This window comes from Stenotrophomonas sp. STEN020 (assembly GCF_056760195.1).
This window is the reverse complement of sequence record NZ_JBRREI010000014.1, coordinates 79,820-93,889: the sequence shown is the minus strand read 5'-3', so window position 1 is coordinate 93,889 and position 14,070 is coordinate 79,820. Positions and strand designations below refer to the sequence as shown.

At 64.1% G+C, this 14,070-nt stretch carries 13 protein-coding genes; all 13 read right to left on the bottom strand.

Annotated elements, in window-relative coordinates; translation table 11 throughout:
- Positions 1-163 precede the first annotated feature (163 nt).
- Positions 164-685: a peptidoglycan-associated lipoprotein Pal gene (pal, locus tag ACVOLZ_RS08450; RefSeq protein ID WP_481511655.1), complete on the bottom strand. Its 522-nt coding sequence runs from the start codon at positions 683-685 to the stop codon at positions 164-166.
- Between the two features lie 61 nt (positions 686-746).
- Positions 747-2,066 carry a Tol-Pal system beta propeller repeat protein TolB gene (tolB, locus tag ACVOLZ_RS08445; RefSeq protein WP_481515772.1) on the bottom strand — a complete coding sequence of 440 codons (1,320 nt, stop codon included), beginning with the start codon at positions 2,064-2,066 and terminating at the stop codon, positions 747-749.
- 165 nt (positions 2,067-2,231) lie between these two features.
- Positions 2,232-3,302, bottom strand: coding sequence for a cell envelope integrity protein TolA (gene tolA / locus ACVOLZ_RS08440; protein ID WP_481515771.1), 1,071 nt, complete (start codon positions 3,300-3,302; stop codon positions 2,232-2,234).
- On the bottom strand, positions 3,292-3,720 hold the full coding sequence (gene tolR, locus ACVOLZ_RS08435; RefSeq protein WP_481515770.1) for a protein TolR: 429 nt from the start codon (positions 3,718-3,720) through the stop codon (positions 3,292-3,294). The genes tolA and tolR overlap by 11 nt, the downstream gene beginning before the upstream one ends.
- Positions 3,721-3,758: 38 nt before the next feature.
- On the bottom strand, positions 3,759-4,541 hold the full coding sequence (gene tolQ, locus ACVOLZ_RS08430; RefSeq protein WP_481515769.1) for a protein TolQ: 783 nt from the start codon (positions 4,539-4,541) through the stop codon (positions 3,759-3,761).
- 20 nt (positions 4,542-4,561) lie between these two features.
- Positions 4,562-4,987 (bottom strand): tol-pal system-associated acyl-CoA thioesterase, encoded by a 426-nt coding sequence (gene ybgC / locus ACVOLZ_RS08425; protein WP_282269154.1) that lies wholly within the window; start codon positions 4,985-4,987, stop codon positions 4,562-4,564.
- Positions 4,977-6,023 carry a Holliday junction branch migration DNA helicase RuvB gene (gene ruvB / locus ACVOLZ_RS08420; protein ID WP_481515768.1) on the bottom strand — a complete coding sequence of 349 codons (1,047 nt, stop codon included), beginning with the start codon at positions 6,021-6,023 and terminating at the stop codon, positions 4,977-4,979. Before ruvB ends, ybgC begins: the two co-directional genes overlap by 11 nt.
- 33 nt (positions 6,024-6,056) lie before the next feature.
- Entirely contained in the window at positions 6,057-7,985 is a 1,929-nt protein-coding gene (locus ACVOLZ_RS08415) for a potassium transporter Kup (RefSeq protein WP_481515767.1), read from the bottom strand.
- A gap of 35 nt (positions 7,986-8,020) precedes the next feature.
- A complete protein-coding gene (ruvA, locus tag ACVOLZ_RS08410) occupies positions 8,021-8,608 on the bottom strand; it encodes a Holliday junction branch migration protein RuvA (protein ID WP_481511647.1) in 588 nt (195 codons plus the stop codon).
- A 151-nt stretch (positions 8,609-8,759) separates the two neighbouring features.
- On the bottom strand, positions 8,760-9,281 hold the full coding sequence (gene ruvC / locus ACVOLZ_RS08405) for a crossover junction endodeoxyribonuclease RuvC (protein WP_282269162.1): 522 nt from the start codon (positions 9,279-9,281) through the stop codon (positions 8,760-8,762).
- Between the two features lie 73 nt (positions 9,282-9,354).
- On the bottom strand, positions 9,355-10,086 hold the full coding sequence (locus tag ACVOLZ_RS08400; RefSeq protein WP_481515766.1) for a YebC/PmpR family DNA-binding transcriptional regulator: 732 nt from the start codon (positions 10,084-10,086) through the stop codon (positions 9,355-9,357).
- Positions 10,087-10,153: 67 nt separating this feature from the next.
- On the bottom strand, positions 10,154-10,801 hold the full coding sequence (locus ACVOLZ_RS08395) for an esterase/lipase family protein (protein WP_481515765.1): 648 nt from the start codon (positions 10,799-10,801) through the stop codon (positions 10,154-10,156).
- Between the two features lie 55 nt (positions 10,802-10,856).
- Positions 10,857-13,931: a TonB-dependent receptor domain-containing protein gene (locus ACVOLZ_RS08390; RefSeq protein WP_481515764.1), complete on the bottom strand. Its 3,075-nt coding sequence runs from the start codon at positions 13,929-13,931 to the stop codon at positions 10,857-10,859.
- Between the last annotated feature and the right edge of the window lie 139 nt (positions 13,932-14,070).

The following is a 14,070-nucleotide window of genomic DNA, read 5'->3' as shown; positions in this document are numbered from 1 at the left end:
GCTCCCGTTTTTTTCCATCGGGGTTTTGGGCTTTCGTTTTTTTCCCCTCCTTAACAACCCCCCCACCCGCCCCCCCAATACTGCCCCGGTGTCCAACGGGGGGGGCGCCCCCCACCCGGGCGCCCGCGACCACGAGCATCAGTTTGAGGCTGATGCGCATCGATTACTGCGCGGTGTAGACGATTTCGACGCGACGGTTCTGCGACCAGCAGGACTCGTTCGAATCGGTGCAGACCGGACGCTCTTCGCCGTAGGACACGACGGTCAGCTGCGAAGCCGAACCACCGTTGGCCTGCAGAGCCGAGTTCACGCCGTTGCCACGACGCTCGCCCAGGGCCTGGTTGTAAGCGCGGCTGCCGCGTTCGTCGGTGTTGCCCTGCAGGGTGATGCGCGAGGACGGACGGTCACGCAGGTACTTGGCGTGGCAAGCCATGATGGCCTGGAATTCCGGCTTGACCGAATCCTGGTCCAGATCGAAGTAGACAACGCGCTGACGCAGGCAGGCGTCGGTGTCCAGGTCGCCCGGACCGTACAGGCCGGAGGTGGACGGGCCGGTCGGCTGGGTGGTGCTCGAGCCGTTATCGACAGACGGCTGTGCCGGCTGTTCCTTGACCTTCTTCGTGCAACCGGCCAGTGCAACTACCGACAGCAGCGAGACGAGCAAAACACGAGTTGACTTGTTCATGGCTATACCTAGTGGCTCCTGGCCAAAGTTGGGATTAATGCCTGCAGAGATTAACATTTTATCAACGCGCAGTGCGGTACGGGCCCCAAGCCGGTTCGCGCACATCGCCATCAGCCAGCACCAGACGCTGACGCACCCGGCCATCGGCCGACACTTCATACAACACACCACGCCCACCTTCACGAGCGGCGTACAGGATCATGCTCGCATTGGGCGCAAAACTCGGTGATTCGTCCAGCGAACCCGGCGACAGCGTAGTCCAGCGCGGCGAACCCAGGCTGCTGTCCATTATCGCGATCTTGTAGCTGCTGCCAGCCCCCTGGGCGACGGCAATCTTCTTGCCGTCGAAGGATACGCTGGCCTTGGCGTTGTAGTTGCCCTGGAAGGTCACCCGGCTGGCGCTACCGCCAGTGGAAGGTACCTGATAGATCTGCGGGCGACCGCCGCGATCGGAGGTGAAGTAGACCGAGCTGCCATCGGCGGCCCAGGTCGGCTCGGTGTCGATGCCGAAGTGGTTGGTCAGCTGGGTCAGCTGCTTGCTGCCCAGATCCATCACGTAGATTTCCGGGTTGCCGCTGCGCGACAGGGCCAGCGCCAGACGGCGGCCATCCGGCGAGAACGACGGCGCGCTGTTGATGCCACGGAAGCTGGTCAACAGCTCACGGCCACCGGTGGCGATGTCCTGCACATAGATGGAGGAGTTGCCGCGCTCGAAGCTGACATAGGCCAGCTTGCGGCCGTCCGGGCTCCAGCTCGGCGACAGCAGCGGCTCGGCCGAGCGCACGATGGTCTGCGGGCTGTAGCCATCGGAATCGGCCACCATCAGCGCATAGCGCATGTTGGCGCCACTGCCGCTGGCGGTGATGTAGGCGATGCGGGTCCAGAAGGCACCGCGCACGCCGGTGATCTTTTCGTAGATGGCATCGGCCATCTGGTGGGCGACGTCGCGCATGGCGCTGGAACGTGCGGTCATCGCCAGGCCGAGCATGCGCTCACCCTTGGCCACGTCGAACAGTTCGTACTCCACGCGGTAGGCGCCGGCACCGGCGTCCTGTACCCGGCCCACCACCAGGAAATCCTGTTTCAGCGCACGCCAGGTCGGGTATTGCACCTCGCTGCCACGGCTCGGACGCTCGGCGATCTGCGCTTCGGGCAGGTTGCGGAACTGGCCGGAACGATCCAGATCGGCGCGGACCACGGCGGCTACGTCGGTCTGCGGCGCACCTGCCGAGCCTTGATAGGCCATCGGCACAACGGCAATCGGGGTTGCCGATGCGTTGCCACCAATGATGTCGATTTCCAGTCCCTTCTGCTGCGCCATCGCCGCAAACGGCAGCAACAGGGCAGTGAGGGCAAGCAGCCAGCGAGGCATTTTCTTCATGGGACGCTCAACAGTACGGGCGAAGATAAAAAGGGATAGCAGCAGCAAGATGAATACTTTCGCAATCATGAACGAACTATTGCGTGAAATTTCCTCATCCGCCGTAAAACCACCCCGGTTAAAAGGTTTCCAGTGAAAACAAAACGCCGGAAGGAACCCGGTTGCTCAGCGATCCTGCGCCTCAAAGTTGAAGTTCAAGTTGCGCTGGAACACCGTTTCATAGCCGCGATAAGGCAGCGGCTGCGCACGCAGCACGGCGGCCTCCACTGAGCGCTTGCCAGCCTCGTCATACGGGCAGCCGGGAGCGAATTCGACACTGACCACTTCACCGCCGGGCAACTGACGGATGGTCAACCGGCAGCGCTGGCCGCGCGGAATCGAGTCCGGACGTATCCATTGATTGAGCACGGCCTGCTGGATCGCAGCAGCATACTTGGCAGTCAAGTCATTGCTGGTGCCGCCCTGCCCCGGCGACGGCGTGCTCGGCCCGCTGTTGCCGGTGCTGGTGGACGTGGCCTGCGCACGGGCGCGGGCATCGGCCACCTGGCGCAGGCGCTGCTCGGCCAGCTTGGCCTCGCGCTCAGCCTGCTCGCGCTTGCGGCGGATCTCGGCGATCTTCTGCTGGCGCTCCTGCTCGGCCTGGTTTTCATTGGCCTGGCGCTGCTGGTCGGCGATCTTCTTGCGATCCGCTTCTTCCTGCTGCTTGGCCAGGCGCAGTTTCTGCTCAGCCTCTTCCACGCGCTTGCGCTCGGTCAGGTCGATCTGCTCCTGGCGGCGCTTGGCTTCCTGCTCCTGCTTGGCCTTTTCCTGGGAAATGGCCAAGGCACTGACGCGATCCTGGTCGACCGTGTCCGGCTGGGCGATGCGCTCCTGGGCGTTGTGCTGCTGCGGTGTCGGTGCGTCCTGCGGCTTGGGCTCGGCGATGGGCTGCGGCGGCGGCACCGTGTCTTCCGGCACCGGCTCGGGCTGCGCCTCTTCAACCGGCTCGGGCAGATCCGGCAGTTTTTCCGAGGCACGCAAGGCCTGCCGCGCGGCCGAAGCCTCGGCGGCGGACAGCTGCATGTTGGCCTCAAGCGCCGGATCACCAGCGGCGGCTTCGGTGCTGCGCGAAGGCGACCACACCCAGGCAATGATGAAAATCGCCGCTACCAACAGGTGTACCAGCAGGGCCAATACGACCGGCAGGCCCCACTCGTTGCGGTTGTCGTGCGGCGGAGGCAGTGCGTCAGCGTGCATCGGTCGCCAGACCCACCTTTTCGATCTTCGCGGCCTTGATCACGTCCATGGCGTCCATGACCTTCTCATAGGCCACGCTCTTGTCGGCGGCCACGATCACGCGAAGCTCCTTGTCCTGCGAGGCCAGGGCGCTCAATTGCGCCTGCAGCGCGCCAGCGTCCATGGCTTGCGGGTCCTTGGCTTCGGGCAGCTTCAGGCTCATCTGGCCGTCGGCGCGTACCGAGACCACGATCGGGTCCTGCTTGCTTTCCAGCGCCTTGGCGGTGGAACTGGGCAGGTCGACCTCGAAACTAAGGGTCAGCAACGGCGCGGTCACCATGAAGATGATCAGCAGCACGAGCATCACGTCGATATACGGCACGACGTTGATCTCGGACTTGAGCTTGCGGCGCTTGCGGCGGGGAATGGCGGCGGTCATAGATGGGCTCCTGCGGTCAGAGGAAGGCGCGGGCGCACTTACTCGTCGCTGCCGCTCTGCTGGCGCTGCAGGATGGAGCTGAACTCCTCGGCGAAGGTTTCATAGCGCACCGACAGCCGCTCGACGCGGGTGGTGAAGCGGTTGTAGGCCCATACCGCCGGGATGGCCACGAACAGACCGATCGCGGTGGCGAACAGGGCTTCGGAAATACCCGGTGCAACCGAGGCGATACCGGCCTGTTCACCGCTGCTGATCATGTCGTGCATGGTCACCATGATGCCGAACACGGTACCGACCAGACCCACATATGGGGCGGTGGAGCCGATATTGGCCAGCAGTTCCAGGTTGCGCTCCAGCCCGTCCACTTCACGGGCATAGGTAGTACGCATGGCACGCTGCGCGCCTTCCAGCTGAGTGCGGCCATCAAAAGCGCGACGGCCCTGCAGACGCGAGTATTCGCGGAAACCTGCTTCGAAAATGGCTTCCAGACCATCGACCTGACGGTTGCGGTCGGTGGCCGAGGCGTACAGCTTGCCGAGATCAGCACCGGACCAGAAGCGGTTTTCGAAGTCGCTGGCCTCGTTGTCGGCGGCCTTGAACACACGGGCCTTGCGGAAAATGATCATCCAGCTGATGAACGAGCCGGCGAGCAGCAGCAGCACGATCAGCTTGACCGGGATACTGGCCTTGATCATCAGGTCCAGGTAGTTGATACCGCCGCCATGGCTGGCCTGCGCCACGGTCTGCGCGGCGGCGGCGCTGACGTCGGCCGGCAGGACCTCGGTCACGGTGGCCTGCAGGGCCAGAAGCAAAGCGATCATCCGATCTTCCTCAGTGTTGCTTAAGCGGGTTGTGTTTGAAGGGGTTTCAGTACTGCGTAAAGCGTGTCATCAAGCGCCTGCGGACGGAAATCGCGGGCACCGACGGCGGCTAGGCGGACCTGCGCCGTCGCCAGCACCTGGTCATCGCGCATCACCGCCTGCGCCATCAGCAGGCTGGCCCGCCGGCATTGCAGCAGTTCCACCGTGGTGGTCAGCGCATCGTCGAGCTTGGCCGGCTTCAGGAAATCCAGGTTCATGGCGCGGACCACGAATACCTGGCCGTCACCGCAACGCATGGTTTCCTGACCATAGCCGAGGGCGCGCATCCATTCGGTCCTTGCCCTCTCCATGAAGGCCACGTAGCGGGCGTGGTACACCACGCCGCCAGCGTCGGTATCTTCCCAGTAAATGCGTGTCGGCCAACTGAACCGAGACTCATTCGTCATCGCGTTGCTCCGCGAACAGGTCTACTGGCGCCGGTGCAGCCTTGGGTTTGAGGCCCAGATGGCGGTAAGCCTTGTTGGTGGCCATGCGCCCGCGGGCGGTGCGCACCAGGAAGCCCTGCTGGATCAGGAACGGCTCGACCACGTCTTCCAGGGTGCCACGCTCCTCGGAGAGGGCTGCCGCCATCGACTCGACCCCGACCGGGCCGCCATCGAAATATTCCACCAGGGTACGCAGCATGCGCCGGTCCAGCTCGTCGAAACCTTCCGGATCGACCTTGAGCATCTGCATCGCGGCCTGAGCCACGTCCTGGTCGATATGCCCGGCCGCCTTGACCTGGGCGTAATCGCGCACGCGCCGCAGCAGCCGGTTGGCGATACGCGGGGTGCCGCGCGAACGGCGGGCGATCTCGCCAGCGCCTTCGGCACTGCAATCGATGCCGAGGATGGCCGCCGAACGCCGCACGATGCGGGTCAGTTCATCGGCCGAATAGAACTCCAGCCGCTGCACGATGCCGAACCGATCGCGCAGAGGCGCGGTCAGCAGGCCGGCGCGGGTGGTGGCGCCAATCAGGGTGAACGGCGGCAGATCCAGCTTGATCGAGCGGGCGGCCGGGCCGTCGCCGATCATGATGTCGATCTGGAAATCTTCCATCGCCGGGTACAGCACTTCCTCGACCACCGGCGAAAGGCGATGGATTTCGTCGATGAACAACACATCATGCGGCTGCAGATTGGTCAGCAGCGCGGCCAGATCACCGGCTTTTTCGATCACCGGGCCGGAGGTGACGCGCAGCGCCACGCCCAGTTCGTTGGCGATCACATGGCTCAGCGTGGTCTTGCCCAGCCCGGGCGGACCGAAGATCAGCACATGGTCCAGCGCCTCGCGGCGGGCCTTGGCGGCCTGGATATAAATATCCATCTGCTCACGCACCGGTGCCTGGCCGAGGTAATCGGCCAGAGTGCGCGGGCGAATGCTGGCGTCAGCGGCGTCATCCTCGCGGGTGGCGCCGGCGCCGATGATGCGGTCGTCAGTCATTTCGCAATTATGCGCCAAGCACGTCGCATCCGATCAGATTTCCACCTGCGCGCCCAATTCCACCAGCCGGTTGCCCGGTATGCGGAAGAAGCCGGTGGCAGGCGCCGCGTTGCGATGCATGAAGGCGAACAGCTTGTCGCGCCAGATCGGCATGCCACGGTTGGCGCTGGCCACGATGGTCTCGCGGCTGGCGAAGAAGGTGGTATCCATCGGGTCGAAATAGATGCCGCCATGGTCGCAGGAGCGCATCAGTGCCAGTGGAATATCCGGGCTTTCCATGAAGCCATAGCGCACGTAGACGCGATAGAACTCATCGCCCACCGAATCGATGCGCAGGCGCTGGCCCTCGGCCGCGTACGGCATCGGCAGGGTTTCCACGTGCAGGAACACATTGCGCTCGTGCAGCACCTTGTTGTGCTTGAGGTTGTGCATCAGCGCATGCGGGACCACGGTCGGGTCGGCAGTCAGGAACACCGCCGTGCCCGGTACCCGCACTGGCGGTGCCAGCATCAGGCCCGGCAAGAATGTGTCCAGACGGATACCGTCCTTGCGGATCTCATCACGCAACAGCTCACGACCACGCCGCCAGGTACGCATCATCGTGAACAACACCAGGCCCAGCACCAGCGGGAACCAGGCGCCCTGCAGCAGCTTGGCGCCATTGGCGATCACGAAGCCCAGGTCGATGAAAAGGAAGACCACGCACAAGGCGACGATGGCGTGGCGCGCACGCGGCCACAGCACGCGGGCGACGAGCGCCAGCAACATGGTGTCGATCAGCATCGTGCCCGACACCGAAATGCCGTAAGCCACCGCCAAGTTGCTGGAGCTGCGGAATGCCAGCACCAGCCCGAACACCATCACTGCCAGACCCCAGTTGATGCCCGGGATATAGATCTGGCCGATGGTGTCGTGCGAGGTATGCAGGATGCGCATGCGCGGGATGTAACCCAACTGCATGGCTTGTCGCGATACCGAGAACGCACCGGTGATCACCGACTGGCTGGCGATCACCGCCGCCATTGTTGCCAGCAGGATCATCGGGATCAGCGCCCATTCCGGCACCGCCTCGAAGAACGGATTGGCGACCGCGTCCGGGCGCTGCAGCACCAGAGCGCCCTGACCCAGGTAGTTGAGCACCAGACACGGCAATACGAAGAAATACCAGGCATGGCGGATAGGCGGCGCACCGAAATGGCCCATATCCGCATACAGCGCCTCACCACCGGTCACCGCCAGCACCACCGCGCCGAGGATGAAGAGGCCGTGCCAGCCATGTTCCATGAAGAAGCGCGCCGCCCACAGCGGATTGAAGGCCTTGAGCACTTCCGGCGCGGCAATCACGTTCCAGATGCCGATTGCCGCCAGCGACAGGAACCAGATGGTCATCACCGGCCCGAACACCTTGCCCACCTTTTCGGTGCCAAAGCGCTGCGCGGCGAACACCGCCGCCAGCACCACCAGGGTGATCGGCACCACGAAATGACCCAGCCCCGGTGCCGCGACTTCCAGGCCCTCAACCGCACCCAGCACCGAGATCGCCGGAGTGATCACGCCGTCGCCGAAGAACAGCGAGGCGCCGAAAATACCGAGGATGCCGACCACATAGGCCGAGCGTGAGCCGTTGCGCAGGGTGCGCTGGGCCAGCGCCATCAAGGCCATGATGCCGCCCTCGCCGTCATTGTCGGCGCGCATGATGATGGTCACGTACTTGAGCGTGACCACCATGTTCAGGGCCCAGAACGCCAGCGACAGCACGCCCAGCACAGTGTCGTGGTCGCTGTTGAGCCCGTAATGCGGCGAGAACGCCTCCTTCAAGGTGTACAGCGGGCTGGTGCCGATATCGCCGAACACCACCCCAATGGCGCCGACGACCAGCGCCATGCCGCCGGCAGCGCCGCCACCGTGACCGTGGCCATGGCCTTGAGTAGAAGAATCAGACGTGGAAGGAGCGTGGGACATGGCGATCTCAGGTTGGCGTCATGCTGCCGAAAGGGTTAACGCAGCGCCGCTTGCAGCGCTTTACGGATGACCGTGGCGACATCATCGCCCTCAGCGCCGGCATCGCGCGCCATCTTGGCCGCCTCTGCCGGTTTATAGCCCAGTTGCTGCAACGCCACTGTCGCCTCGGACACTGCATCGTTGCCAAGCGCGCCGGCAATCGGTGCACCGCCACCGGTGAAATTGGCTGCGCGGTCACGCAGTTCGACCACCATACGCTCGGCGGTCTTCTTGCCTATACCGGGGATGCGGGTCAGCGCGGTGACATCGCCGGTCTGGATCAGCCGCGCGAACTCATCCACGCTGGCCCCGGACAGCACCGCCAAAGCGATCTTGGCGCCAATACCCGTCACCTTCTGCACATCGCGGAACAGCCGTCGCTCGCCCTCACGCAGGAAGCCATACAGCGAGACGCTGTCTTCCTTCTGCGCGTAATGGGTGAACAGGATCACTTCGCGACCGACATCAGGCAGGTCATAGAAAGTGCTCATCGGCGCCTCCAGCTCATAGCCGACGCCATTGACGTCGATCACCAGCCACGGCGGGGCCTTATGGGCAAGGATGCCGCGCAGTCGACCAATCATGGGGTTGCCCTCTGGGCAGGGGAATGGGAAACGGGGAATGGGGAATCGGCAAGCGACTCCCGGCGCGCGCTTACAAACGTGTGCGCACCCGGCTTTGTCTCGCCTTTGCTGATGCCTTTCCCATTCTCCATTCCCGACTCCCTATTCCCGATCATTTCCGACTCCAAGCCTGGCGCACATCCACTCCCAGCCGGTTGGCTGTGGCGCGGACATGCGCATGGGTTATTGCCACCGCCAGTGCATCGGCGGCGTCTGCCTGTAATTTGCCCTGCAGGTTCAGCATCAAACCCACCATATGCTGCACCTGCTGCTTTTCCGCACCGCCGCGGCCGACCACGGCCAGCTTGATCTCGGTGGCCGCGTACTCGCTGACCGGCAGGTCGCGCATCACCACCGCGCACACTGCCGCGCCACGCGCCTGACCCAACTTCAAGGCCGAATCGGCATTTTTGGCCATGAATACCTTTTCGATCGCCACTTCCTGCGGCTGGAATTCCTCGATCAAGGCATGCAGCCCATGCGCCAGCAACCGCAGCCGCTGCGGAAAATCCGCCGCACCCAGCAGCACCAGCGGCGCGTGATGGACGTGACGGGCACGGCCATTGGCGTCGATGTCGATGATGCCAACGCCGGTGCGCTGCGAGCCAGGGTCTATGCCAAGGATGCGGGTCATTGCGCCTCTACCAGTAAAAAACGGCGCCCAGCATGGCCGGACGCCGTCTCACCCGGTGGGACCGGGCGGGCCGTCAGGCCTGCTCCAGCCCAGCCTGATCAACGTTGGAATACACGTCCTGCACATCGTCCAGGTCTTCGAGCATATCCAGCAGCTTCTTCACCTGCACGGCGGTGTCGGCATCGACGGCGACGTCGTTGTCGGCACGGAAGGTGATTTCGCTGTGGTCCGGCACCAGCTTGGCGGCGGCCATCGCGTCCTTCACCGACTGGAAGGCTTCCGGTGCGGTGATGACATCGATCGAGCCATCCTCCGGATAGACCGCGATATCGTCGGCACCGGCCTCGATCGCCGCCTCGGTGATGGTTTCCTCATCCGCACCGGGGGCGAAGCTCAGCACGCCCAGACGCTTGAACATGAACGACACCGAGCCTTCGGTGCCCATATTGCCGCCGCACTTGCTGAAGGCATGGCGCACGTCAGCCACGGTACGCACACGGTTGTCGGTCAGGCAGTCGACGATCACGGCGATGCCGCCCGGGGCATAGCCCTCGTAGCGCACCTCTTCGTACTCGACGCCTTCCAGCTCACCGGTGGCCTTCTTGATCGCGCGCTCGATGACATCCTTGGTCATGTTCGCGCTCAAGGCCTTGTCCATCGCGGTGCGCAGACGTGGGTTGTTGTTTGGGTCGCCTCCACCACCGCGAGCAGCAACGCTGATCTCCCGGATGATTTTGGTGAAAATCTTGCCGCGCTTCGCGTCATTCGCGTTTTTGCGACCTTCGATGGAAGGACCTCGACCCATGGGAATACCGTACATCTGTCAGGAACAGGACGGTAATTCTACCTGATCCCCCGCCCAGCCCCCGTCATCAGCCGGTTGCGGCGGCAACCGTCGGAAAGCGCCCCTGGCGCAGGAAGCCGGCGGTCAGCATGGCCACCTCCGGCGACAGCACCAGCCCACTATGGCTGACCGGCACCACGCAATGGTCGGCCAGTCCCGGCAAACGGGTTTCGGCCAGGCCCACGGTGCCGTCGGATTCGCCATCCAGCGCGCCCATCATCGCCCCCAGCCCGTGCGCCACCGAACCAGCGATCAGACCGACCTCGGCCTGGCCCTGCCAGTCCGGCAGACCGTGCAACAACAGGTCACTGCTACGCCCCAAGGCCGCCGACCAGCCATGCTCGGCCATCGAACGGGCAGTACCACTGCCGCATAGCGGTGAGCCCAGGCAGACCACCCGCGGCACTTCCAGCGCAGGCGCTTGCCGCAGTGTCTCCAGCGCGACCAGCCCACCAAGGCTGTGCCCGACCAACGACACCGGCCCGCCCGCGCGCAGGCGCTGTACCAGCTGCGGCACTGCCTGCTCGGGCCCACCAAACACGCTGGCGTAGCCAAATGTATCCACCGCAAAGCCCTGCGTGCGCAGGCGCCAAGCCAACGGCAACAGCCATGAACGGGTGTTCCAGATGCCGTGCAGGATCAGCACACGGGGACGCGGGGAGTTCTGCCAGGACATGTACGCAGTTTCCGTCATCGGCCCTGCCCACCACAACGGGCAGTGACACTGCTCTTTAGTCGAAGTTGTAATCCAGCTGCAGCGCCAATTGCCGCCCTACGGCGCTGTAGACCTCGTCGTAGTAGTAAGGAAATTCGTCATTGCTGCTGTCATGCGGTGGCGCCGTATTGAAAAGATTGTTGATGAACAATGTCGCCGTTGCGCGCTCGCTGATCCGCTTGCCGACATTCGCGTTCCACACCAGCAGCGGCTCTATCCGGCCTTGGCCATCGACACGCCGCAGGCGGCCATAACGGATGCCGAACAGGTTGGCTGACCACCCATCCTGCCCCTGCCAGCCCAGGCTGGCACGCAGGTTGCTGCGAAACGCCAGGTTCTCTCCTGACTCCCTCTGCGCCTGACGCCACTCCTCGTGCAAGGTGCCCGGCGAGCGCACCCGGCGCTGGACCCAGAAAGTGTGCGTCCAGGCCGTGTGCAAGCTGAAATCACCAATGTCGCTACTGAAGCGCCAATCCAGCACCGCGTCGATACCGCGGATGCGCTGCTCGGACTGGTTGGCCGCCGTCGACTCGACCATGACAATGCGACCATCACCCTGCTCGCCGCTACGCACTACCCGCGAGCGTGCCTTGCGACACTCCCAGGAGCGTGGATCCACCGTGCTCGGGCGCCCATCCGGGCGCAGGCCGGTGGCGCACTCGGCTTCATCACGCAATAGCAGCGCCGGCGAGATGCGGCCAATGCCGCCTTCATTGCTGACATCCCAATAGTCCGCGCTGATCGACAATGCATCGCTGGCATCCCAGACAACACCCACCGTGGTCGAGCTGCCGGTCTCCGCGCCCAGCTCAGGGTTGCGATAGGTCCGGGTCAGAAACTCCGATTCATAACCAGCGCAGCCGGGATTGGCACCGGCAACGATGCAGCGCCTTGCATCAATGGCAGTGCCAAAACTACCGCCGCCATCGGTGAACACCCAATGCATGTCCGGCATCTTGAAGCTGGTGGCGTGGCTGGCACGCAACAGCAGGTTGTGTGCCGGTCTCCATTCCAGCCCCGCACTCCAGGTACGCGCGGTGGCGACTGCGACCGCGTCGTCGTACCTGTCCACGCGGCCAGCCAGACTGCCCTTGATCGCCGTCGTCAGCGGAACGCTCAGCTCTGCCCCCAGCGCGTAGCGATCGCGCGTCCCTTCACCCACGCTGCCGGTGAGGTTGTAGGTGTCCATCTGCAGGGGCAGCACCGATGGCGTGTTGCGCAGCCGGTAGTGCTGTCGACTGGCCTCCGCCACCAGCGCCATTGCCAGGCTGCCCGCAGGCAAATCGGCAATCCCACCGGAAACAACATAGGACGCCTCATCCACCCGGGTCAGCGCATCGTAGTGCACGTTGCCCGACATGGCCGCGTATTCGTCAGGCGTGATCGGCCGATACCAATGCTGCAGGTTCAATGGCTGGATGATGACGCCATCATTGGTCACCCCGGTTGCTGGACCAAAGAAGAAGGCATTGACCTTGTCGCCGAGCAAACGACGCCGATCACGCTGCACACGATAGTCCGAACGGCTGGCAGCCAGACTCCAGTCCAGGCGCTGCCCGTAACGTCCTTGCAGACCCAATGCCAGATCCCACATCCGCTCGCGGTAGTGATCGTTCAGCGCATCCAGCCCGCCTACTTCCTGCGGGGTAAGCACACGCAGTGGCGCGAGGTAGCCGAAGCGCGGATCGTAGATCTGGTTGACCTTGCCGGTACTGGCCGAATGCGGCCCGGTGATGGTCTCAAAGCCGCTGACCAGTTCGCTGCGCGCGCTCCACAACTGCAGACTCCCCCATGCCTGCGTGCGGGGTGACAGGGTCCACTGTGCGCGTAGTTGGCCAGACACCTCCTGCACGCCATCCATCAACGACGTATAGCCAGCGTTGCGCCAGGTTCCGCAGCCATGCCCCTGCAGCGCTGATGACCCAGTTGCAGGCGCGTCGAAATCCCAGTCGACAAACTCGCCCTGCCAACGCGCACAGACATCGCGCGGCAGCGCCACCAGCGTTTGAGCTGCGCCAACGGCGCGCACAAAACCAAGCCCGAGCTCGGGATTCAACGGCGCGCTGGCATTGCCGCCGTCACGTTGCAGATCGCGCTGCGCGCCGCGCAACATTTCGGCAGCCGAATATTGCACGGCGTAACTCAGCCCCCAGTTCTCGCCGCCGTGCCCGGCTGACCACTGCAGATCAAAACGGTCGCCACCGCCTTGGCTGCTGGTGCCGGTGCGCAACCGCACCTGCGAACCACTGCGCGGTTGCCTGAGCACGATATTGACCACCCCGGCAATCGCATCGGCACCGTAGATGGCAGAGGCGCCACCGGTCATCAATTCGACCCGCTCAACACTGGCCAAGGGAATGCTGCCCAGACTCTGGAAATTGCTGCGGCCGTTCGAGGGAAACGGGTAGTCCGGCAAACGCCGGCCATCGATCAGAATCAGCGCCCTGCCCGGGCCCAGACCGCGCAGGTTCAAGGGCTGCGCATTGGCCGAAAAGCGCCCCCGCCCCCCCTGCGATTCGGCGCCATAGTCGCTCAGGCCATTCACGGCCAGCGCGTCGGTCAAACTGAAGTAGCCATCGCGCTGCATCTGCTCGGCGCTGATGACGGTCACCGGTGCGGCGCCTTCAAACTCGCTGCGACGTATCCGTGAACCGGTGACCTGCAGAGAGGCCATCGAGCTTGCCACTGCGGGCATCGCCACCGGCTGCGCTGGCTTGGGCGTCGCGGCGACAGCAGCCGTTGCTGCCGGGACAATGGTGATGACCCCGCTGCTGGTCAGCCGATAGCTCAGGCCGCTGCCGGCGAGCAGCTGCTGCAGGGCCTGGGCGACGCTGTAGCGTCCGTTCAACGCAGGCGCGGTCTTGCCACCCAGCATCTGCGGCGCCATCAATATCTGCAGGCCAGAAGTGGACGCCAACTGGCTCAACGCCTCTTGCAAGGGCTGCCGTGGCTGGCTGTAACTGCGGGTCACGGTACTGATCTGTGCCCAAGCAGGCGCGGTCGACAAAGCCAGGCACAGCATCAGCCAGCGCAGCACGCCACGCCCGCGGCCCCACACCCACTGATTTGCGCGACCTGCGCTGGCAATCATCCCCTCTCCCAGTGACAACCGGACTGGCACCAAGCCGGCAACCCCTGTACAGACGCAGCAAGCGCCAAATCCCTCATCTGGCAGAATCACTGGCACTAGCCCAAGCTGCGCGTGTCGCCTCAGACTGTCAACGCCTGCC